The sequence below is a fragment of the Archangium sp. genome, from assembly GCF_057119385.1.
This window is the reverse complement of sequence record NZ_DBNGVP010000134.1, coordinates 41,870-65,257: the sequence shown is the minus strand read 5'-3', so window position 1 is coordinate 65,257 and position 23,388 is coordinate 41,870. Positions and strand designations below refer to the sequence as shown.

The 23,388-nt window shown below is 71.4% G+C and carries 8 protein-coding genes; 1 reads left to right on the top strand and 7 read right to left on the bottom strand.

Annotated features, from left to right (window positions below):
• The first annotated feature begins 37 nt into the window (after nucleotides 1-37).
• On the top strand, nucleotides 38-424 hold the full coding sequence (locus AC16DP_RS32810) for an ACT domain-containing protein (RefSeq protein WP_329731969.1): 387 nt from the start codon (nucleotides 38-40) through the stop codon (nucleotides 422-424).
• A gap of 1 nt (nucleotide 425) precedes the next feature.
• Here AC16DP_RS32810 and rsgA read toward each other — a convergent pair whose 3' ends face one another.
• From rsgA to AC16DP_RS32775, 7 genes are all read right to left on the bottom strand, one after another.
• The gene (gene rsgA / locus AC16DP_RS32805; protein ID WP_329731968.1) at nucleotides 426-1,526 is read right to left on the bottom strand and encodes a ribosome small subunit-dependent GTPase A; all 1,101 of its coding nucleotides are present in this window, start codon (nucleotides 1,524-1,526) and stop codon (nucleotides 426-428) included.
• Complete coding sequence (locus AC16DP_RS32800; RefSeq protein WP_329731967.1) at nucleotides 1,523-2,851, bottom strand: metallopeptidase TldD-related protein; 1,329 nt, start codon at nucleotides 2,849-2,851, stop codon at nucleotides 1,523-1,525. Before AC16DP_RS32800 ends, rsgA begins: the two co-directional genes overlap by 4 nt.
• Nucleotides 2,852-2,866: 15 nt before the next feature.
• Nucleotides 2,867-4,336, bottom strand: coding sequence for a TldD/PmbA family protein (locus AC16DP_RS32795; protein WP_329731966.1), 1,470 nt, complete (start codon nucleotides 4,334-4,336; stop codon nucleotides 2,867-2,869).
• Between the two features lie 65 nt (nucleotides 4,337-4,401).
• Nucleotides 4,402-8,136, bottom strand: coding sequence for an amino acid adenylation domain-containing protein (locus AC16DP_RS32790; RefSeq protein WP_329731965.1), 3,735 nt, complete (start codon nucleotides 8,134-8,136; stop codon nucleotides 4,402-4,404).
• Nucleotides 8,133-15,188: a non-ribosomal peptide synthetase gene (locus AC16DP_RS32785; RefSeq protein ID WP_329731964.1), complete on the bottom strand. Its 7,056-nt coding sequence runs from the start codon at nucleotides 15,186-15,188 to the stop codon at nucleotides 8,133-8,135. The genes AC16DP_RS32790 and AC16DP_RS32785 overlap by 4 nt, the downstream gene beginning before the upstream one ends.
• A 17-nt stretch (nucleotides 15,189-15,205) precedes the next feature.
• The gene (locus tag AC16DP_RS32780) at nucleotides 15,206-22,261 is read right to left on the bottom strand and encodes a non-ribosomal peptide synthetase (protein WP_329731963.1); all 7,056 of its coding nucleotides are present in this window, start codon (nucleotides 22,259-22,261) and stop codon (nucleotides 15,206-15,208) included.
• Nucleotides 22,258-23,316, bottom strand: a complete 1,059-nt coding sequence (locus tag AC16DP_RS32775; RefSeq protein WP_329731962.1) for a CgnE/CgnB domain-containing protein — start codon at nucleotides 23,314-23,316, stop codon at nucleotides 22,258-22,260. Before AC16DP_RS32775 ends, AC16DP_RS32780 begins: the two co-directional genes overlap by 4 nt.
• Between the last annotated feature and the right edge of the window lie 72 nt (nucleotides 23,317-23,388).

The following is a 23,388-nucleotide window of genomic DNA, read 5'->3' as shown; positions in this document are numbered from 1 at the left end:
AACCGCCAATCATGGGAAAACATGATAGCATGACCCGATGCCGAGCATGCAGACCCTTCGAGTCCTGCCGGAAGATTACGCGCTGTGTCGGATGGAAGGGAACGCCCCCTGGCCCGCCGCCCCCGAGGGGCCGGGTTTCTACTCGGCCACGCGCACGGGCAAGGAGCTGTCGGTGATGTGCCCCTCCCACGCCGCGCCCGCGGGAGCCAGGGTGCAGACCGGCTTCCGGTGCCTGGAGGTGGAAGGGCCTTTCGAGTTGACGTCGGTGGGCGTGGTGGCCTCGCTCACGGCGCCGCTGGCCCGGGCGGGCATCAGCGTCTTCGCGATGTCCACCTTCGATACCGACTACCTCCTGGTGAAGGAGGAGACGCTGGAGGCCGCCATCCGGGCCCTCGAGGGAGACGGACACAAGGTCCGCCGCTGAGCTACGCCTCGTCCTCGCCCTCGTCCCACGAGCGCCTGCGCCGGCCCGGCTTCTCCTGCTTGGGCGCGCGCCGCTGCGTCTGCTTCTGCTGCTGCTGTTGGCGCTGCCGCTCCAGGTGCGCCTGCTCGCGTTGCAGCTTCAGGTAGCTGTTCCAGCGCGCCTGCTCCAGCTCGCCCATCACCAGCGCCTGGCGTACGGCACAGCCGGCCTCGCGCTCGTGGCCGCAGTCCCGGAATCGGCAGGCGGCGATCAGCGCGGTGACGTCGGCGAAGGTCTGGGAGAGTCCCTCCTCCGCCTCCAGCAGCCCCAGCTCGCGCATGCCGGGCGTGTCGATCACCAGCCCCCCGGTGGGGCGGACGACCAGCTCGCGGTGCGTGGTGGTGTGCTTGCCGCGGCCGTCCTCGCGCAGCTCCTGGGTGGCGCGCGCATCCTCCGGCAGCCAGCGGTTGACCAGGGTGGACTTGCCCACGCCCGACGAGCCCGTGAGCGCGACGGTGCGGTTGCCGGCCAGGTAGGCCTCCAGCTCCTCCACGCCCTGCCCCGTGTGGCTGCTGATCGCATGCACCGGCGCGTCTCCGGAGACCCGCCGCACCTCCGCGAGCAGGGCCTCCACGTCCTCGGCCAGGTCCGCCTTCGTCAGGACCACCACGGGCCGGGCGCCGCTGTCCCACGCGGCCACCAGGTAGCGCTCGAGGCGCCGCGGGTTCAGGTCGTGCTCGCAGCCCATGAGCAGCAGGACCCAGTCCATGTTGGCGGCGACCACCTGCTCCTGCACGGCCCGGCCCGCGGCCTTGCGCCGCAGCACCGAGCGCCGGGGCAACATCCCGTGGATGACGGCCGTTCCCTCCTCGGGGCGCCCGGTGAGCACCACCCAGTCCCCCACCGCCGGCCTGGAGCCGAGCCCCTGCTCGAGCTCATGCACCAGCCGCCCCGTGAGCACGGCGTCCCACGCGCCCGAGGCCGTGTAGACGGAGTAGGCGCCCCGGTGCTCGGCGGCCACGCGGCCCAACACGTCGCCCTCGCCCTCGTGGGCATTCCAGAGCGCCTGGACCGCCTCGTCGAAGCCGTAGGGCGTGAGGCCCACCGCGTCCACGGGCTTCATGAGCCGCTCCCCTGCGCCCCCGAGCACGCCATCACCGGCAGCAGCGCGTAGGCCGGGCCGTGGTACGGCAGCTCGCTCATGGCCGGGTTGCCGTAGTCCGAGGCCAGCTCCGATGCCAGCTCGGCGTCCGCGAGCACCGTGACCGCGTTGCCTCCGACGCTGCCGCCGCGCACCAGCAGCCGCTCCCCTCCCCGGTGCAGGTAGCCGAGCCGCAGCTCGCCGGAGAAGTCCTTGGACTCGTTGTCCGGCAGCAGGTTGGAGAAGTCGAGCACCTCCAGCACCGGCCCGTCCTTCAGCGCCGCCCGGAGCAGCTCCTCGCGCGAGCGCGTGCCGCCCTCCACGTGGAGGGAGCGCATGCCGCCCGTCCAGGGGAAGCCGGTGAGCGTCGCGTACTTCGTCGTCGTGGCCAGCGCCACCACGCGGCCATCGCGCACCACGTCGAAGGGGCGCAGCGCCACGCCTTCCTCGTCCAGCGCGGAGCGGCCCAGTCCCCGGATGGGGCTGTTGGCCCGCACCGTGACGCCCTCGGGGCCGAAGCGCTCCCCCGTCTTCAACCGGGAGATGCCGTGGTGCACCGACTCCGCCTGCAGATCGAACGTCGCGGCCCGGAAGAGCTGCGCCACCGCGTTCGCGTGCAGGAGGACCCGGTACTGGCCCTGGGGCACCAGCACCGCGGCCGGCAGCTCCAGCAGTTCCTTCGCCGCCCGCTCCACCTGCTCCGCCAGCTTCACGTCCTCCAGGAAGCAGCCGTGCCGCAGGAAGAAGCGCTCGTGCTCCGCGGTGGTGACGGAGCCCTCCAGGTAGAAGTCCGTGGACTCCGTCCGCACGTCCAGCCCGGCACTGGTGGTCACGGACTCCTCGGAGTGCCCCAGGAAGAGCTCCAGGTGGCCCGGCACCAGCGAGCGCGCCGCCAGCGAGCGGCAGGCCTCCAGCCAGTGTCCGGACAGCTCGTCCATCGCCACGTGGGTGGCTCCTGCGAGCCGTGCATCGAAGCAGTGCCGGTTGTCCGGCGCGTGCTCCGACGGCCCCGGAAAGGACCACGCCGGGTTGCGCGAGCGCGCCATGTCCACGAGCGCCTCGAGCAGCTCCCGCCACCGCGAGCTCCCGGGCGTCAGCCGCACCTTGGCGTGCCCCCGCGTCCCGTCGTCCTGATCCCTCAGGACCTCCACGTCGAACGTCTCCCGGGCCACCGTCCGCCGGGCCTCCCGCCGCGTGCCCGCGTAGTACAGCTCCAACTGGCGCCGCCGCTCTCCCCTCACCCGCCACTGGGAGATGCGCCCCGCCTTCCGCGCTTCCTCGAGGAAGCCCACCAGCGACTCTCGCATGACGTTCCTCTCGTCCTAGCCCAGCCGGGCGCGCAGCAGCATCGCCGGCCCGCCGCAGGTGGTCTTCACGAATTCCTTGTAGCCCTTCCCGCAGTACCCCATCCCGTCCGACTCGAAGTCGCGCCCCACCATCCGCACGCTCGAGAGCAGCTCCGGCAGGTACCCCGTGAGGATGACCGGCCCGAAGCACTTGCCCGTGAAGCGCCCGTCCTGGATCTCCAGCGCCACCGAGCCCTGGCACTGGATGCCCCAGCCCTTCGGGTCCTCCATGCCTCCCAGCGGCATCCGCAGGTAGAAGCCGTACTTCACCGCGGCCACCATGTCCTCCAGGCGGCTCTCGCCGGGGACGATGTCCGTGTTCGTCATGCGGACGTAGGCCTTGTGCAGCGGAGACTGCCGGCGGCCGTTCGAGGACGGACGGAAGCCCAGCCCCTCCCCCGAGCCCCGGGCGGAGATGGGCCGCGACAGCACGCCCTTCTGGATGATCGGCGTGGCCGTGGCGAGCGTGCCCAGGTGATCGAAGAAGAAGCTGCCGGAGCGTCCCGGCTCGGCCGCGGAGTCGCGCAGCTCCACCAGCGGACTGCCGAGCGTCTTGCCGAGGTAGTTCACCGCCCGGGCGCGGTTCTTCTCCAGCATGTCGGACTCGGAGCCGTGGCCGAAGGCCTCGTGGGCGATGAGCCCGGCCCACTCGCCGTCCACGATGACGTCGTACTCGCCGGGAGTGAGCGGCTCGGCGCGCGGCACCTGGTCGAGCGCCTGTTCGAGCTGACGCCACGTGTACGGGTGGATGGCGGCCTGCTCGAAGCCGCCCTGCACGTCGCGGCCGGCACGGGCCTGCACCAGGCGGCCTCCCACGCCAGGGACGAGGATGTAGACGGCGCGCGTCACCCGCGAGAGCTGCTGGCGCATGCGCCGGTTGGAGCTGACGAAGAGCTCCACCACCTGCGTCTCGCGGTAGGCCGTCACCACGCGCTGGGCCTTGGGCGCCAGCTGCCCGGCCCGCTCGAAGTCCGCGCGGAGCCGCTCCAGCTTGCGCTGCAAGGGCACCTCGTGCAGCGGCTCCCGCACGTCCACCGCGAAGTCCGCCGAGCACGGCTCCCCATCCAATGCCATCCCCGTGGCGGGAAGGGACTCCAGCTCCGGCCGCAGCTCCTCGAAGCCGCGCTCCAGCAGCCCCAGGTCGTCCGAGGCCCACTCCACCACCGCGCTCCCGTTCGTCACCGAGAGCACGAAGCTGCTGCCCGTGAACTCCGCCGGGAAGGGCGCGCCCGCGACGATGCGCTCCTCGGCCGCCTCCTTGTCGATGGTCAGCCCGTCACACTCCTGCACCAGCACGCTCGCGCGCAGGTGCGGGAAGCGCGCCTCGAGCTCGCGGATGCCGGCTCGCGCCGCCCGGTCCACGTCGTTCCAGGGCACCGATGAACGGACCAACCGCGGTGGGGCGAACGGCTCGTCCGGGCCCATGCTCTTTCCTGGAGGGGACATGCGCTCTCGTTCCTCGGGAGATGACCCCGCGCCCACCGGGGCACGGAGGGTGGAGCATATACGCGTCAGCCGAAACGGAACCCGTCGAATGGACGCGCCGGCTCCTGAATCCGTTCAGCCGCCACGAGGAAATCCAGCCGCTCCAGCGGCTCGTCCGGCCGTTGTGTCGCGCTGTTCACAAGAGTCCGCAGGCGCTCCACCATCAGCTCGATGGTGGCCGGCTCGTACAGCGCGCTGTCGTACTGGAGCCGCCCGCGCAGCCCGCCGTTCCGCTTCTCGAACTGGAAGGACAGGTCGAAGAGGCTGATGCCGAACGACCACTCCTCCTGGTGCATGAGGACCCCGGGCCCCAGCTCCTGCACCAGGGGCTGCTCCTCCTGCAGCAGCACCCAGACGTCGAAGAGCGGATGCCGATCCGGATGGCGGGGGCCACCCAGTTGCTCCACGAGGGCATCGTACGGGTAGTCCTGGTACGCGTAGGCGTCGACGGCCGTCTGGCGCACCCCTTCCACCAGCGTGCGCAGGCTGGCCTGGGGATCGAGCACGTCCCGGAAGACGACGGTGTTCACGAACAGGCCGATCTGCTCCTCCAGCTCCACCGCGCTCCGCCCCGCCACCGCCGAGCCGATGGAGATGTCCCGCTGGTGCGTGTAGCGGTACAGCAGCACCTTCACCAGGGACACGAGGACGACGAAGAGGCTGCTGGAGGTGGACTCGGCCAGCCGGTTGAGGGCCTCGTACTCGGCGGGGCCGAGGTCGAAAGAGTGGAGGGTGCCGCGCCCCGAGGGCGGAGAGGACCGGGGATGATCGATCGGCAACGCGAGCGGCTCCGCCGGCCGGGCGAGCTTCTGGAGCCAATACGCGCGGTGGGCTTCGAGCGAGGGGCTCGCCAGGAGCTGCTGACGCCACGCGCTGAAGTCGCGGTACTGCACGGGCAGGGGCGCCAGCGGCGACGGGAGGCCCGAGACGCGTGCGGCGTAGAGCGCCCGGAGCTCCTTCGTGAGGACGGCGAGCGACCACGAGTCGCAGATGACGTGGTGCAGGTTCAACGCCAGCAGGAACCGCTCGGGGCCGCAGCGGATGAGGTGGGCGCGGAAGAGCGGGCCGCGCGCCAGATCGAAGGGCCGGTGCGCATCCTCGCGGGCCAGCTCCCGGGCCGCGGCGAGGGGATCGGCCGCGGAGGAGCAGTCCCGGCGCTCCAGCCGGAAGTCCTCGCCCGTTCCCACGCGCTGGCGCGGCTCCCCGCCCACGAGCACGAGCGTGGTGCGCAGGGACTCATGGCGCGCCACCAGGTCCCTCAGTGACTGCTCCAGGGCCTGCTCGTCGAGGCGGCCCTCCAGCACGAAGGCCAGCGGCGTGTTGTAGATGCGGCTGTCCCCTCGCGACTGATCCACCAGCCACAGGCGGCGCTGCGCGTCCGACATGGGATGGTGCGGCGCGTCCGGGATGCGGGAGATGGGCGAGGTGGAGCCGCCCCCGTGCGAGGCCCGGGCCGCGAGCTGTTCGGCGATCTGCTCGATGGTGCGGTGGACGAAGAACTCCCGGACGGACAGCTCCACCCCGAGCTGCTGGCGGATGCGGGACAGGGCGCGCATGGCCTTGAGGCTGTGCCCGCCCAACTCGAAGAAGTCGTCCTGCACGCCGAAGTCGTCGGTGCCGAGCACCTCCTGCCAGATCTCCAGCAGCACCCGCTCGCGCTCGTCACGCGGGGCCACGGCGGGCGTCTCCTGCGAGCGGGCCGGCTCCATGGCCAGCAGCGCGCGGCGATCCACCTTGCCGTTGGGCGAGCGCGGGAGGGCCTCGCACAGGATGACGCGCGAGGGCACCATGTACGAGGGCAACCGCTCCTCCACGAAGCGCTTGATGTCGCCGGGGGTGAGGTGCGCCTCCGGGTACGGTACGGCGAAGGCCACCAGCGCCACCTCGCCGGCCGACAGCGGGCGCGCCACCACCACGCCCTGTTGGAGGCCCGGGTGCTTCGCGAGGCACGACTCGATCTCACCGGGCTCGATGCGGAACCCGCGCACCTTCACCTGGCGATCCACCCGCCCGAGGAAGTCCAGGTTCCCGTCCGGGCGCTGCACCGCGCGATCTCCCGAGCGGTACATCCGCGTCACGGAGGGCAACGGGGGCGGCCCCTGGAAGAAGGGGTCCGTCAGGAACTTCTCCGCGTTCAGCTCCGGGCGGGCCACGTAGCCGCGCCCCACGGCGAAACCCGCGATGCACAGCTCGCCCGCCACGCCCACCGGCACCGGGTTCAGGTGACGATCGACGAGGTAGTAGCGCAGGTTCACCATCGGCTTGCCCACGGTCGGCGGAGGCACCGTGGCGCCCGCGGGGCACTCCAGCCAGGACTGGAAGATGGTCGCCTCGGTGGGGCCGTACACGTAGAAGAGCCGCCGCCCCGGCGCCCAGCGGTCCACCAGCTCCTGCGAGAACAGCTCGCCGCCCGTGACGATCAGCCGCACCGAGGGGAACGCCGCCGGCTCCAGGCTGCTCATCACCGACGCCAGCAGGAACATCACCGTCACCCGCTGCTCGGCCACCCACTCGGTGAGCAGCCGCGGGTTGCGCGTCATCTCCTCGTCCACCAGCACCAGGCACGCACCCGAGGTGAGGCAGGCGAACATGTCCCAGACGGACACGTCGAAGCTCAGCGAGGAGAACTGGAGGACGCGATCCTCCGGCCGCACCCCGAAGGCCTCCGCCGTGTCGCGGATGACGTTCACCAGGCCCCGGTGCTCGATCATCACGCCCTTGGGGCGACCAGAAGAGCCAGAGGTGTAGATGACGTAGGCGAGGTCATCCGGGCCTCCCGTTGTGGGCGCTGGTGCCTCCCCTTCCTCATCAGGCCCGTCCTCCGGCCCGAGCTCCAGGATCGGAAGGTCCGTGCCCGCGAAACGCTCGCGCAGGTGGGGCTGCGTGAGCAGCGCGGCGCCCCGCGTGTCCTCCACCATCATCTGAAAGCGCTCGGGGGGATAAGCCGGATCCAAAGGCACATAGGCGCCGCCCGCCTTGAGCACCCCGAGCACCGCCACCACCATCTCGATGGAGCGCTCGAACGCGAGCTGCACGCGCACGTCCGGCCCCACGCCCAACCGCCTCAAGCGCCGGGCAAGCGCATCCGCCCGCCGATTCAACTCCGCGTACGAGAGCGTCCTCGTCCCGGCCACGATCGCCGGAGCGTCCGGTCGCAACGCCACCTGCTCCTCGAAGAGCGTGTGGATGCGGCGCTCCGGCAGCGCGCCCGCCGTCTGGTTCCACCCGAACACCTGCCGCTTCCACTCCTCCGCGGTGAGCAACGGAAGGCGCGAGACCGGCAGTTCCGGGGACGTCACCGCGCCCTGGAGCAACACCTCCAGGTGCCTGCCCAGCTGCCGGGCGCCCTCCTCGTCCAGCCACTCCCGCGAGGACAGGCAGCGGATGCGCGCCTCGCCGCCCGCCGTGTCGAGCTCGAAGCGGAGATCCACCTGCTCCGGGGAGAGCCGCTCCACCAGACGCCGCTGGGCCCAGCTCGAGCCGTGCTCCTCGAAGGCCACCTCCAGCGCCACCGCCTCGCCCGTCACGAGCGCCCGCGCCTGGTGCGCGAGCCCTCCGAGATCCGGCTCGGCCGAGAAGTCCAGCGTCAGCGGCGAACCGCCGAGCCGCACGGCGAAGGACTCCTGGTCCGTGTAGCGGTGCAGCAGCGCCACCAGGCCCGCCGAGACCCACGCCCCGACCCCGAGCCCCTCACCCTCTCCGGCACGCCGGAGGCCCTCCACCAACGTGGGCTGAAGAACGAACCCGGCACGTGCCTTCATCCTCTTGCCTCCCTCGATTCCGGGGCCCGGGTGCGCTCACCGAGCGGTTGCTCCGCCCCGTTCGTCATCTCGTCGAGCACGCGCAGCAGCTCCTCCACCATCCGCTCGATGCTGGAGCGGCGCCACAGCTCGCTCTTGTACGTCAGCAGTGCTTCCACGCCGTCCGGCCGCTCCTCCAGCGCGAGCACGAGATCGCACGTGGTGATGGCCTGGGTGGGGACACGCAGGTGCGTGAGTGGCTCCACGCGCGGGCCCTCCGTGGTGGCCGGGGACGCGGACGCGGGCATGCGCTGGAACGTGAGGAGCGCTTCGAAGAGCGTGCCTCGATCCAGGGTCTTCTCCTGTGCCAGCCGCTCCACCAGCGCCTCGAAGGGAAGCTCCCGGTGGGCGAAGGCCCCGAGGACCTTCTCTCGGACACGGGCCAGCAGTCCGTGGGCGGACAGCTCCGGCTCCACCTTCGTGCGGAGGATCACCGTGTTGACGAGCAGGCCCGCCACGCCCTCCAGCTCGGGCCGGGCATGTCCGGCCAGCAGGGTGCCCACGCGGATGTCCTGGCAGCCCGAGAGCCGGTGCAGCAGGAGCTGGAAGGCCGCGGTGAAGACCATGAAGGGAGTGCAATCCTCGCGGCGAGCCAGCCGCCGGACACCCGCCACCAGCGCCTCCGGAATGTGGAAGGTGTGCTCGACGGGCACGAAGGCCTGCCGCGCCACCCGAGGCCAATCCATCGGGAGCGTCAGGGGCGGCAGCTCTCCACCCAGTTCCTCGCGCCAGTAGGACAGCGAGCGCTCGAAACCACCGGACGCCAGCATGTGCCGCTGCCAGCGCGCGAAGTCTCCCGCGTGGAGCGGCGCCTCGCCCATCTCCGGAGCCCGGCCCTGGGTACGTGCCCGGTAAAGCGCCAGCAACTCGCGCACCAGCAGCCCGAAGGACTCGCCGTCCCCGATGAGGTGGTGCATGGACACCAGCAGGGCGTGCGCGTCCTCACCCAGCCGCAGCAGCCGGACCCGCCACAGCGGCCCCTCCGCGAGCGCGAACGGCTTCGCGTGCAGTGCCTGGGCCTCGCGCTGGATGGCGGCATCGTGCTCCGCCGCCTGCGTCGTGGAGAGGTCTGCCTCGGTGAGGGGAACCGGCGCGCCACCCGGGGGCCATGCGACCTCCGCGGCCCCGTCCCGGAAGCGCGTGCGCAGCGCCTCGTGACGGTCCATCAGGTCGCGCACGGCGGCCCGGAGCGCCCCGGCATCCAGGGGACCCCTCAGCCGCAGGCCGTACAGCATGTGGAACGCGGTTGAGCCGGGGAGATGCTGCTCCACCCCGAGGATCTGCTCCTGGGCGCAAGACAGAGGCGTGCGGGTGCGCTCCTCGGCGGGAGCGCGGGTGATGGGACCCGACAGCCCCTCCTCCACGGAGGGTGCCGCCTCGAGCACCTGCGCGAGCCGCCGCACCGTCCGGGCCTCGAAGAGGGCTCGCAGTTCCAGCGGCCGGCCCAGCGCATCCCGCAGACGCGCCGCCACCCGCATGGCCTGGATGGAGTCACCGCCGAGCTCGAAGAAGTCGTCGTCGCGCCCCACGCGCTCCACCCGGAGCACCGCGGTCCAGACCTCGGCGATCAGCTCCTCCAGCGTCGAGCGGGGACGCTCGCCCACCGGCTCGCCCTCGTTCGGGACCAGACCCGCCAGGGCGCGGCGATCCACCTTGCCGCTGGCGTTCTTGGGAAGCGCCGCCACCCAGACGAAGCGCGAGGGAATCATCCAGGCCGGCAGCCGCTCCACCAACCTGTTCCGCAGCGCCTCCGGGCCGGGGCGCATGCCCTCGCCGGGTACCAGCAGGGCCGTCAGCCGCGGCTCGCCACCTTCGCTCGCCACGGCCGTGACCGCGGCTTCGAGGATGCCCGTGACGGCACCGAGCACACCCTCGATCTCCGCCGGCTCGATGCGGTAACCGCGAATCTTCAGCTGGGCATCGCGGCGCCCGAGGAACCCGAGGTTCCCATCCTCGCGCCAGCAAGCCAGGTCCCCGGTGCGGTAGAGCCGCTCGCCCGAGTGGAACGGGTCCGCCACGAAGCGCTCGAGGGTCAGCTCCGGCTCGCCCACGTAGCCGCGCGCCAGGCCGGGGCCTCCGAGGTACAGCTCCCCGGGCACGCCCACCGGCACGGGCTGGAGCCGCTCGTCGAGCAGCAACACCCGCATGTTGTCGATCGGCCGGCCAATGGGCACCTCGCCGCCCGGGTCCTTCCCGAGCACGATGGACGTGGCCACGACGGTGGCCTCCGTGGGGCCGTAGTTGTTGACGACGGTGAAGGGCACGGCGCCCAGCGGGTGGAGCGTCTCGCCACCGGTGAGCAGCACGAACTCCCGGGGGAGCGCGGCGGCGCGCGGACGGCGCACCAGCAGCTCCGCCACCCGCGTGGGCACGAAGGCATGGGAGACCCGGGAGGCAATCCACAGCTCGAGGAGCGCGTCGGCGTCACTCCGAGCCGCCTCGGGCAACAGCACCAGGCAGCCGCCCGTGAGCAGGGTGGGCCAGATCTCCCAGACGGACGCATCGAAGCCCACGCTGGCGAACCAGGTCGTCCGGCTGTCGGGCCCGAGCGAGAACGCCCGCTGGTGCCAGCGCACCAAGTTCATCACGCCCCGGTGCTCCACCATCACGCCCTTGGGGTGGCCGGTGGAGCCGGAGGTGAAGATGATGTACGCCACGCGCCGATCCGGAGCAGTACGGGCCTCCTCGGAATCCGCCGGCACGTGAGTCCCCGCTCTGGATGGCGCCTCGGGCACCTCGTCCTCGCCCAGGACGATCCGCGCACCGCAGCTCTCCACCATCGCCGCGAGCCGCTCGGGCGGCACACCGCGCTCCACGGGCACGTAGGCCGCGCCACACTTCAGGATGGCGAGCATCCGCTCCAGGAAGCCCACCGTGCGCCCGCCCACCAGCACGGCCCGGTCCCCGACCCCGAGCCCCCACGCCGTCCGCAGCGTCTCCGCGAGCGCCGAGGCCCGCGCATCCAGCTCGCGGTAGCTGAGCCGGAGGTCACCCGAATCCACGACGATCCGCTCCGGCGTCCGGGCCACCTGCGCCTGGAACTCGCCGAGCAGCGTCTCCCCGTCCCTCCGCGGCACCTGCGTGCGGTTGAGCTCCACCAACACCGTGCGGCGCTCGTCCTCGGGTAGCAGCGCCAGCTCGCCCACGGGCCGCTCCGGCGCGCGCACCGCGTCGGCCAGCAGCGTGGACAGGTGCCGAGCCATCCGCTCCATCCGCTCCGCGCGGAACAGGCCCGTGTCGTACTCGAGCGTCAGCGCGAGCTCGCCGGCACCGGTGTCGGCGAAGGCGAACGTCAGGTCCACCTTGCTGATGTCGTAGTCCACCATCCGGCGCCGGGCGGAGAGCCCCACGCCCAGCTCCTGGACGTCACCAGCCACCAGCGGATCCACGTCCCGCCCGTCGAGCGTGATCATCACGTCGAAGAGCGGATTCCTGCCGAGATCGCGCCCGACCTGCAGCTCCTCCACGAGCAGATCGAACGGGTACTGCTGGTGCTCGTAGCCGCCCAGCACGGTCTGCTTGACCTGCTCGAGCAGCGCCGAGAAAGGAGCACCGGGCTTCACGTCTCCGCGCAGCAGGAGGGTGTTCATGTAGAGGCCGACCTGATCCTCCAGGTCCGGGTGCACGCGGCCGGCCACCGGCGTTCCCAGGAGCAGCGACTCCTGCCCCGTGTAGCGGTACAGGAGCGCCTGCACCGCCGCGGTGAGGAACATGAAGAGGCTGGCACCGACACGCTGACCGGCGGCGCGGATCTCCCGGCTCAGCTCCGGCGCCAGTTGCGCCCGGACGACACGGCCCTCGAAGCGCCGGCTCGCGGGCCGGGGGAAGTCCGTGGGCAGCATCAGCGGCTCGCGCGGGCCAGACAGCTGCTCCATCCAGTACCGCCGCTCCGACTCCCAGGCGCCCTCGCGCAGCGCGGCCTCCTGCCACGCCACGAAGTCACGGTACTGGATGCGCAGCGGCTTCAGGCCCGGATCACGGCCCTCGCGCCCGGCCGCCAGCCCGTCCAGCATCTCGCGGATGAGGCGGGCCGCGGACCACCCGTCACAGGCGATGTGGTGGATCTGCAGGCCGAGCACGTGGTGCCCCTCGCCCAGGCGGTACAGCGTGGCGCGGAACGGCGGATCCGACTCCAGCGCGAAGGGCCGCTCCGCCTCGGCACGCAGCGCCCGCGTCAGGGCCTGCTCGGGGTCGGACGAGCCACCCAGGTCCTTGCGCTCCAGGGAGAACGCGGAGGCCGGCAGCACGCGCTGCATCAGCTCGCCGGCCACTTCGCCGAAGCAGGTGCGAAGCGACTCGTGCCGCTCCACCACCCGGCGCAGGGCCGCCTCCACCTCGCCGTCGCCGAGCACCCCATCGAGCTCGTACGCGTCCGGCAGGTTGTACGCGGCACGTCCCTGCCCGCGCAGCCGCTCCAGGATCCAGATGCGCCGCTGGGCGTGCGAGGCCGGGTAGGACGCGGCGTCGGGCACGGGATCGATGGGCCGCACCCGCTGCTTCTCCTTGTGGCGCAGCACCTCGGCGAAGCGGCGGATGGTGGGGTTCTCGAAGAGCTCGCGCAGGCCCACCTGCACGTCCAGCGCCTGCTGGAGGCGGAGGACGATCTGCACGCCCAACAGGCTGTGCCCGCCGAGCGCGAAGAAGTCGGCATCGAGGCTCACCGGTCCGCTGCGCAGTTCCTCCTCCCAGACGGAGGCGACCAGGGCCTCCACCTCGTCACGCGGAGCCTCCCGCTGCGCATCGCTGGCGGAGACGGAGGGCGCGGGCAGCCGGGACCGGTCCACCTTGCCGCTTGGCAGCAGCGGCAGCTCGCCCAGCACCACCACGTGCGAGGGCACCATGGCGGACGGCAGCACACGCGCCAGCGCCTCGCGGAGCGCGGCCGGAGACTGCCCACCGTCCGTCACGGCGTAGGCCACCAGCTCCAACTCCTCGCGCGCGTTGGGGCGAGCCACCACCACGCTCTCCTTCACGCCGGACAGCCGCCGGAGCGCCGCCTCCACCTCTCCGGGCTCCACGCGGTTGCCGCGGATCTTCACCTGCGCGTCCCGCCGCCCGAGCAGCTCCAGCTGCCCATCCGGCGTCAATCGGCCCATGTCTCCACTGCGGTACATGCGCGCGCCAGGGACGAACGGATCCGGGACGAAGACCTCGCGCGTGAGCTCCTCGCGATTCAGGTACCCGAGCGCCACGCCCGGGCCGCTCAGGCAGATCTCCCCCGCCGCGCCGTGAGGCAGCAGGCGCAGCTGGCGATCCAGGATGCGCACCCGGGTGTTCGTCTGCGGGAAGCCCACGCGCCCACCATCCGTCGCACCGAGCGCGTAGTCGTAGGCGGTGGCGCCCACCGAGTTCTCCGTGGGGCCGTACTCGTTGATCAGCCTCGTGGAGGGCAGCAGCCGCTGGTGCCGCTGGATCAGATCCAGGCTGCTGCGCTCACCGGCGATGGTGATGACCCGGAGCTGCTCGCGGAAGGGCTCCAGGTGCTCGAGCAGCACCCGGTAGTGGCTCGGGACGAGCGTGAGGTTCGTCACCTCGTGGCGGCCGACCAGCTCGCGGATGAGCGGAACCTCGAGCCGCGCCTCGTCCGGCAGGAGCACCATGCTCGCCCCGGACAACAGCATGGAGAACAGATCCGAGACCGAGCTGTCGAAGCACAGCGGGGGGATCTGCAGCAGGACGAAGCTCGAATCGAAGCGGTAGTAGGCGAGCTTCCAGTCCAGGTAGCTCAGGATGGCGGCGTGGGTGATGCACACGCCCTTGGGCTCGCCGGTGGAGCCCGAGGTGTAGATGACGTACGCGAGATCCCGCGGCCCCACCTGGACCGGAACGTAGTCCGGGGGAGCGGGAGGAACGGGCTCCACGTCCAGGGCCATGACCGCGCCGTCGAAGCCCTCCACGGAGAGCAGGAGCGGGGCCTCGGTGAGCAGCAGGCGGCAGCCGCAGTCGCGCAGGAGGAAGCCCACGCGCGCCGGAGGAATGCGCGGATCCACGGGGACGTAGGCGGCGCCGGCCTTGAGGATGCCGAGGATGGCCACCACGGGCAGGTCCGACTTGCCCATGAGGATGGCCACGCGGTCTCCCCGGCGGATGCCATGTGCGTTGGCCAGATGCGCGGCGAGCGCCTCGGCGCGCTGGTCGAGCTCCGCGTAGGACAGGCGAGTCCCGTCCGAGATGACGGCGATGGCCTCGGGCGTGCGAACCACCTGGGCGCGGATGCGCTCCACCAGGGTGCTGGGGGACGGGTCCTCGTGGAAGTCCCGATTGAAGTGCTCGAGGAGCGTGGTGCGCGACGCCGGCCGCACCACGTCGAACGAGGCCAGCTCCACCTTCTCCAGCGAGGAGGCCTGTCCCCAGGCGGCGAGGACGTGCTCCAGGTTCGCCAGCAGCTCCTCCACGAACCAACGGGCCAGCGCGTCCGTGGTGAAGGAAGCCCGCACCACCGGAGCACCACTCGCGGGAACGTCCAGCGTCAGCGCCAGGGCAATGCCCTGACCCGGCGTCACGGAGGCATGCAGCTTCGCATGGGCGAGGCGCACGTTCGACCACGCGCGCTCCGCGGCGCCAGCGGGGAGCAACGCGGCGGGCACGCCCTGGTGCTCGTAGGCGTCGACGATGGCCTGATCCGTCGCGATCACCAGCTCCCGGGCGTTCTTCACCGGGGCCAGGGAGAGCACGAGGGGAAGTCCGTCCTTCCACTCGGAGTCCGCCCCTTGCAGCGGCGGAATGGAGGTGACGCAGGTCTCACTGTCCTCGTACCGCGAGAGCAGCAACGCCGCCGCCGCGTGGAAGACGACGAAGGACTCGAGGTCCCCGCCCTGGCTGATCTTCAGCAGCGTGTCCGTGGCGCCCTGGCCGAGCGCGCGCTCCATCTGCTGGCGCGGACCCGCCTCGCGCGAGCCGGCATCCGGAGGAGGCCCGTTCAACACGAAGCCGTCACCGGCGTGCTTCAGGGACTCTTTCCAGAACTCCACGGACCGGTGATGCAGCAGAGCGCTGGTGCCCTGTCGCGCCATGGCGGCGCCCTCCTGGCTCATAGTGCGTAGCGGGTGGTGCGCCGCGTGGGCTTCGCCGCCCGGTCCCCAGCATCGAGCTGAAGCGCGGACAACGGAACCCCCTCATTCGCGGTCACCTGGTCGACGATGGCCGGCAACCAGGACGCCACCACATCCAGGGTGGCGCGCGAGAACAGGGCCGTATCGTAGGCGATCTCCAACACGATCTGCTCTCCGGCCTCGTGCGCGTAGATCCACAGGTCGTCGTTGACGTGGACCTCGGGCGGCCGGACATCCAGCGCCTTCACCACGCCGGGCAGCCCGGACTCGACGAACGAGCCTTCCCAGGTGAAGCCCACGTCGTACAGGGGCGAGCGGCCCGGACGGCGCCGGGGAGCCAGCTCCTCGACGATGCGATCGAAGGGGTAGTCCTGATGCTCGTAGGCCTCGATGCAGCGGGCGCGCACGGTGGCGAGCAGCCGATCGAAGCCCGCGTCCGGGTCCACCTCGAGCCGCAGCGGCACGGCGTTGACGTAGCAGCCGATCTGTTCCTCCAGATCGAGCCGGCTCCGTCCCGCGATGGGGAAGCCGAGGACCATGTCGCGCTGGCCGCTCATCCGCTGCATGAGCGTGGTGAAGACGGCGTAGAGCGCCATGAAGCGGCTGGTGTCGTGCCTGCGAGCCAGCGCGTTCAGCGCGCCCGCCTGCTTCCCATCCAGCACCACGCGGACGAGCCCGCCCTGGCGGGAACGGATGGGCGGACGGGGGAAGTCCGTGGGCAGTTCCAGGACCGGCAGCTCTCCGGAGAGCCGCTCGCGCCAGTACCGCCGGGCACTCTCGCCCTCGGGGCCCGCCACCCAGCGCGCCTCGTCCGCGACGAAGTCCTTGTACTGGATGCGCAGGGGCGGCAGCTCCGGCGCCCTGCCCTCGCGCAGCGCGCGGTACGCCCCCAGCCACTCACCCATGAGCAGGCCGATGGACCACTCGTCCGCGATGATGTGGTGGACCGTCATCGTCAGCACCGCGCTGCCCTCGGCGTAGCGCAGGAGCCGGACCTTCATGAGCGGCCACACATCCAGCGCGAACGCGACCCGCGCGCCCTTCTGGATCTCCGCCTCCAGCTCGGCCGGCTGGGGAGACCCGGGGAGCTCCACCCGCTCGATGCGCAGGTGCACTCCCTCCAGCACGCGCTGGCGCGGCGCCCCGTCCACGGCGAGGAACACGGTGCGCAGCGACTCGTGGCGCGCCACCACCAGGTTCAGCGCGCGCTCGAGCAGCTCCGCGTCGGGAGCCTCGGGGAAAGCGAAGGCGTCCGTGATGTTGAAGGCCTCGCCGCTGGTCGCGGTGGCCGCCGCGGTGTAGACGCGGCGCTGCGCGTGCGAGAGCGGATGGTGCTCGGCCACCGGTACCGGCTCGAGCTGGCTCCGGGGCCGGCCGCCCAGCACTGAAATCCGCTCGGCGAGCTGCCGCACCGTGGGGCGCTCGAAGACGTCGCGCACCGAGAAGGCCACGCCCAACTCCGAGCGGATGGACGCCGCCAAGCGCGTGGCCATCAGGCTGTGCCCGCCCACCTCGAAGAAGTTGTCATCGAGGCTCACCAGCGGCTCGCCGACCACGGACTCCCACAGCTGCGCCAGGCGCTCCTGGAGGGGCGTGCGGGGCTCGCGCGGCGCATCGCTCCCCTGCTCCGCCGGGCGCGGATCCGGCAGGGCCCGCCGATCGAGCTTCCCGTTGGCGTTGCGAGGCAGCGCGTCCACGCGAACGATGTGGGCCGGAATCATGTAGGCCGGTAGCCGGGAGCGCAGGTGCTGGTTCAACTTGGGCACGTCGATCGGCCCACGGTGGATGACGTAGGCCACCAGCTCCAGCTCCTCGCGGCCCGGAGCCTTCCGGGCCACCACGGCGGCCTGCTCGACGTCCGGGTGCTCCTGGAGCACCACTTCGATCTCTCCGGGCTCCACGCGGCTCCCGCGGATCTTCACCTGCGAGTCCGCGCGGCCGACGAACTCCAGGTTGCCATCCGAGAGATAGCGCCCCAGATCGCCCGTCCGGTACATGAGCTCGCCGGGCCGCTGCGGGTGCGGGACGAAGCGCTCCTGCGTCAGGCGCGGGTCTCCCACGTAGCCACGGGCCAGGCAGTTGCCGCTGATGCAGATCTCGCCCACCACGCCGATGGGCAGCAGCCGGCCCTCCTCGTCGAGCACGTCCACCCGGTGCGACCAGATGGGCTTGCCGATGAGCACCTCGGCCTCGGGCTCGGTGAGCTCGAAGATGGTGGTGCCGACGCTGGCCTCGGCGGGGCCGTACTCGTTGTACAGCGGCACGCCCGGCAGCTTGCGGAAGTGATCCCTCACCAGCGTGCGAGGCAACCGCTCTCCCGCGAGCGCCACCTGCTTGAGCGTGCGCAGCTCCGCCTCGTGCTCCTGCAGCAGCGGCTGGTAAAGGGTGGGCACCATCATGATGTGCGTCACGCCGTGCCGGGCGATCAGCGCCGCCATGTTGTCCAGGTCCAACCGCCGCTCGTGCTCCAGGACGACGAGCGCCGCGCCGCCGATCAGCGTGGAGAAGAAGTCATTCACCGCGCTGTCGAAGTACACGGCGGGGATCTGCAGGATGCGGTGGTCCGGGCCGAACTTGTAGTAGTCCGCGCGCCAGCACACCGTGCGCTGCACCTTGCGGTGCTCGATCATCGCGCCCTTCGGGCGGCCGGTGGAGCCCGAGGTGTACATGTGGTACGCGAGGTGGCTCGGCGAGGCGATGGGTCCCGGGTTGCGCTCCTGCTCGGGGGTGCCCGTGGCGTAGAGCTCGCTGGCGGCCAGCACGGGGGCCTGGGTGAGCGACTGCAGCCGCTCCACCTTGGGCGCGTCGGTGAGGACGGCGCGCACGCGGGCTTCCGAGAAGATGTACCGCAGCCGCTCGTCCGGGGCCTCCGGGTCGAGGGGCAGGTACGCCGCGCCCGTCTTGATCGCCGCGAGCACGGCCACCACCTGCCACTCCGAGCGATCCAGCAGGACGGCGACCACCTCGTCGGGGACGATCTCCACCCGGGCGCGAACCTGGTGGGCCACGCGGTTGGCGTGGGCGTTGAGCTCGGCGAAGCTCAGGGAGAGGTCCTTGTAGAGCACGGCCACGGCGTCCGGCAGCTCGGCCACCTTCCGCTCGAAGAGCTCCACCAGCGTCGAGTCCGGATCCGGCGGACCCTCTTCCTTGTTGAAGTCCTCCAGCAGCCGCTTGCGCTCGGCGGGGGAGCTCAGCTCGAGCCGTCCCACGGCCGTGTCGGGCGCGTTCACCGCCTCTTCCAGGAGCTGCAGCAACTGCTCGCCGAACGTCTCCACCGTCGCCCGGCGGAACAGGTCGGCGCTGTAGCCGATGCGGATGTCCAGCGAGGCCTCACGCTCCATGAAGCTGAAGCTGAGGTCGAAGAGGTCCATCAGGTCATCGGCGGGCTCCAGGTGCCGGGGCCTCGGGCTGGAGGCGGACGGCTGCCAGCCGGCGAGCGGATCATCGATGAGCATCTCCACCACGACATCGGTGAAGGGATGACGGCCCAGGGCGCGCTCGACGCGGCTCTCCTCGACGATGCGGTCGAACGGGTAGTCCTGGTGCTGGTAGGCCTCCAGCGTGGTGCCCCGGACGCGCTGGAGCAGCGAGCGGAGGGACTCGGCCGGCTCGACGTGGCCGCGGAGGATGAGCGTGTTGACGTAGAAGCCGACCTGCGGCTCCAGCTCGGCGCGGGAGCGGCCGGCCACCGGGACGGCGACCAGGACGTCATCGGTGCCAGCGTGGCGGGCGAGCAGCACTTCCACCAGGGCCAGCAGGGCCATGAACGTGGTGAGGCCCTCTTCCCGGCACAGCGCGCGCAGGCCGGAGAGGAGCGTGTCGGGGACGGAGAACGTCCGGGCGCCAGAGCGGAAGCTGCGCTGCTCCGGGCGCGGGAAGTCCGTCCGCAGCGGCAGCACCGGCACCGGAGGAGCCAGCCGCTCCAGCCAGTAGCGCCGGTGGTTCTCCGCCAGGGCGCTCTCGAGGTACGCGTCCTGCCAGGCCACGTAGTCGCGGTACTGGATGGGCAGCGGAGCCAGCGCCGCGGTCTCACCGCGCACGGCCGCCGCGTAGAGCTCCATCAGCTCGCGGCAGATGATCGCACTGGACCAGCCATCGCTGATGATGTGGTGCGTGGCCACGATCAGGGCGTGGTCGTCCGCCGAGAAGCGCAGCACCGTGAGCCGGATGAGAGGCCCCTTCTCCAGATCGAAGGGCCGCTGCGCGTCCGCCGCCAGCGCCTTCAGCACCAGGCCATCGCGCTCGGCCACCGGGGCCGCCGAGTGCTCGAGCACCTCGAAAGCCGGAGGCAACGACGCACGGACCACCTGCCGGGGCTCGCCGTCGATGACGGCGAAGACGGTGCGCAGGGACTCATGGCGCGCCGTCAGCGCTTCCAGCGCGCGCCGCAACAGGGGCACCTGCAGCGGCCCGTCGAGCCGGTAGCCCTCCGCCATGTTGTAGGCAAGGTGCGCCTGGGGCTCGAGCTGCGAGAGCATGAAGATCCGGCGCTGCCCGTAGGACACCGGGTACGACGGCGCGTCCGGCGTGCGCTGGAGCTGCGCCACCTTCTGCCCCTGACGCCCGGCCAGCGCCGCCGCGAGGGACTCCACGGTCGGGTGCTGGAAGATCTCCCGGAAGCCCACCTCCAGGCCCAGCCGCTCGTAGACGGCGGAGAGCAGCCGGGCCAACTTGAGGCTGTGGCCGCCCAGCTCGAAGAAGTCATCGGTGATGCCGGCCTCCTCCGTGCCGAGGACCGCCTGCCACAGCGGCAGCAGCCCGCGCTCCAGCTCGGTCCGAGGCGGCACCACCGTCCGGCGGCTCGGCTGCTCCGGCAGACGCTCCCGGTCCACCTTCCCGCTCGGCGTGAGCGGCCAGCGGGCCAGCCAGATGAGCCGGGCCGGCACCATGAACTCGGGCAGCAGCCCCTTCAGGTACTGGCGCAGCGCACCCAGCTCCAGCTCGCGCGGTCCCACGTAGTGGGCCACCAGCTCCGGCTCGCCGCCGACGCCCTCGCGCACGCTGGCGATGGCCTCCTGAACGCCCGGGTGCCGGGCCAGGGCCTTCTCCAGCTCGCCCAGCTCCACGCGGTTGCCGCGGACCTTGAGCTGCCCATCCCGGCGGCCGAGGAACTCGATCTCCCCGTCCGGCCGCCAGCGTCCCAGATCTCCCGTGCGGTACATCCGCCCGCCCGGAGAGAACGGATCCGCGAGGAAGCGCTCGGCGGTCAGGGCCTCGCGGCGCAGGTAACCCCGGCCCACGCCGGGTCCGCCGATGTACAGCTCGCCCACCACGCCCACCGGCACGGGAGCGAGGTGCTCGTCGAGGATGTAGACCGGCGTGCCGGGCTGGGGCCGCCCGATGGGGACGGGATCCTCGAGCATCTCCTCGGTGGAGACATGGCGGATCACATCGATGGCCGTCTCCGTGGGCCCGTAGAGGTTCACGAACCGCTCGAACCCGAGCATGGCCCGGGACCGGTTCACCAGGCTCGCCGGGACGCGATCGCCGCCGAGGATGATGGTGCGCAGCGGCACGGGCCGCACACAGCCCGGCTCGGCCAGCACGGCCGCCAGGAAGGGCGGCACGCAGTTGATGGTGTTGATCTCATGCCGCGCCAGCCGCTGCCAGAACACGCGCGGATCGTTCTTCTCCTCGTCATCCAGCAGCAGCAGCGCGCCGCCGGCCCAGAGGGTGACGAAGATCTGGTAGACGGACGAGTCGAACGAGAAGGCGCCCAGCAGCGGGATGCGCAGCGACTCGTCGAAGCCCAGGTCCACCGCCGTGACGACGATCTTGTAGACCAGCGAGTCGTGCTGGAGCAGGACGCCCTTCGGCTCGCCGGTGGAGCCCGAGGTGTAGATGACCAGGGCCAGCTCACTGCCCGCCCGCTCACGCCGCGGTGGAGCCGGAGCACGTGGCGCCCCGAGCGTCCGCGCATCCACGACGCGGCACCCCTCCGGCACGAAGCGCAGCCCGGCCGGATCGCGATTGGTGAGGAGCAGGCGCGAACCGCTGTCGCGGAGCATGAAGCCCAGGCGCTCCTCGGGGAAGGAAGGATCCAGTGGCAGGTACGCGGCGCCGGCCTTGAGCACCGCGAGCACCGACACGATCATCTCCACCGAGCGATCCATCACGAGCGCGACGATCTCCTCGCGCCCGGAGCCGAGCCACTCGCGCACCTGATGCGCCAGGGTATTGGCCCGCTCGTCCAGCTCCCGGTAGCTGACCCGCTCGTCGTGGTACAGCAGCGCGGTGCGCTCCGGGCTCAACCGGGCGCGCCGCTCCACCAGCTCGGCCAGGTTCGGGATCGAGGCCTCCGCCGGCACGGGCCGGGGAGCATCGAAGAGACCCCGCAACAACGCCTCGCGCTCCGCGGTCTCCAGCAACTCGATTCCCGCGAGCCGCTGCTCCGGCCCGCGAAGCACGGCGCGCAGGGCATTCAGGAAGTGCCGCCCGAGCTGGGGCACCAGGGCCCGCTCGCGCAGGTTCGCGTCGTACCGCACGCGCAGCGACAACCCCTCACCGCGACGCTCCACGCGGAAGAGCAGCCGCGCCCGCTCCATCGCGCTGGCACCGCCCCCCGCACCATCCTCCAGTCCGATCTGGAGGAGCGCCTCCGGCTCACCCCACCGCAGCGCACGGAACTTCTCGAGGAACGGCTCCACCTCCACCAGCGCGCGCCCCTCTAACTCCGCCACTTCGGCGGCGAGGCTCGCGAGCAGCTCCCCGACACGCGCCTGTCCCCCCGCCCCCGGCGCGGCCTTCAAGAAGCGCAGCCCCCCGCCCTGCGCGGGCGCGGAGATGACGGTGTCCAACCGTCCCGTGTAACGCAGGAGGAGCACGCGCAGGGCCGCGGCCAGCAGGAGGAACCGGCCCGTGGGCGAGCCGGCCGACACCTGCTCCAGGCGCGCCGCCAGGGCGGGCTCCCCTTCGACGACGTACTCCTGACGAGCTTCCGCGAGCTCGCCTGGGCCGGACTGGAAGAACCGCTCCCCCACCACCCCCGACAACCGCCCCCTCCAGAACTCCTCGGCGAGCTTCGCTGACATCATTTCGCGGGAACCCCTTGGGCGTACTGGTACACGTCCTCGGTCCGGCCGTCGGCGAACTCGACGAGCACGTCCGTCTTCGTGCACACCAGATCGATGTGGAACTGCGTGTGGCCGCCCAGGCCCAGTCCGAAGTGGACGCCGGGGTAGCGCTCGTTGGCGGCGAAGTTCTCGGCGCGCAGCGCCTTGCACTGCAGGCTCGTCCCGAAGCCGATCTCGTGGATCTTCCGGTAGAGCGGCTCACGCTCGAGGAACTGCGTCAGGGAGCGGCAGAACGCGTCGCCCCCGCCCGCGGGGTGCACGCCCACGATCTCCCCGCCGCGCACGTCCACGAGCGCCGGCTGATCGCGCATGGCCGCGAGCGAGTCGTACGTCTTCATGGTCTCCTCCAGCGCCACGGTACGCGAGCCGCGGTGCACGATGGGCTGCCCCTCCAGGAGGATCTGCCCGTCCAGCGGGAAGCGCGACACGGCGTCGAACTCGCCCGAGCCGTTGAGCAGCATGCTCAGCTCGCCGGTGGGGGCCACCACCTGCTGGCCAAAGGACAGCGCGCCGTGCAGCGAGAACCAGTGCTGCAGCTGCTGGTAGTCCAGCGTGGCCTCGGCCTTCGGAGACGCGGAGCGGAACAGGATGCGCTTGCCCCCGTCCAGCTTCTCCAGGAAGGAGCGCTCGATCTCCAGCTCCTGCTGATAGTCGGTGTCGCGGACGATGGCGAGGGTGCGCGCCAGGGCATCCACCGTGAACGGCGAGGAGAAGCTCGACAGGGCGGCCAGCTTGATGCCCTTCAGCTCGTCATTCGAGTAGTGCTCGAACTCGTCGTCGGCGATCCACACCACGCTCGCCTTGCGGCCCGCGCGCCGCAGGTCCTCGAAGCGGGCGAGCAGGGCGGAGCGCGAGTGGGCGCCTTCCCAGGACTGCTCGGCCAGCTCGACGCCATTGTCCCGTTCCACCTGCAGGCGCTCACGCACCCGTGGAGACGTCACCAACAGGAAGACATCTCCAAATTCCTTCCCGAAAACTCCGGCGAAATCCGACGGGCGGATGCGGCAGCTCTGCATGTTTGAACCCTCTTGAAAGAACTGCCCCAACCGCTTTTGAGGACGGAAGGAGCAGTCGCAACGCGTAGGCAG

Coding starts and splice junctions, on each gene's coding strand:
- AC16DP_RS32810 (WP_329731969.1), top strand. CDS start 38: ATGCCGAGCATGCAGACCCTTCGAGTCCTGCCGGAAGATTACGCGCTG.
- AC16DP_RS32775 (WP_329731962.1), bottom strand. CDS start 23,316: ATGCAGAGCTGCCGCATCCGCCCGTCGGATTTCGCCGGAGTTTTCGGG.
- AC16DP_RS32780 (WP_329731963.1), bottom strand. CDS start 22,261: ATGATGTCAGCGAAGCTCGCCGAGGAGTTCTGGAGGGGGCGGTTGTCG.
- AC16DP_RS32790 (WP_329731965.1), bottom strand. CDS start 8,136: ATGAAGGCACGTGCCGGGTTCGTTCTTCAGCCCACGTTGGTGGAGGGC.
- AC16DP_RS32795 (WP_329731966.1), bottom strand. CDS start 4,336: ATGTCCCCTCCAGGAAAGAGCATGGGCCCGGACGAGCCGTTCGCCCCA.
- AC16DP_RS32785 (WP_329731964.1), bottom strand. CDS start 15,188: ATGGCGCGACAGGGCACCAGCGCTCTGCTGCATCACCGGTCCGTGGAG.
- rsgA (WP_329731968.1), bottom strand. CDS start 1,526: ATGAAGCCCGTGGACGCGGTGGGCCTCACGCCCTACGGCTTCGACGAG.
- AC16DP_RS32800 (WP_329731967.1), bottom strand. CDS start 2,851: ATGCGAGAGTCGCTGGTGGGCTTCCTCGAGGAAGCGCGGAAGGCGGGG.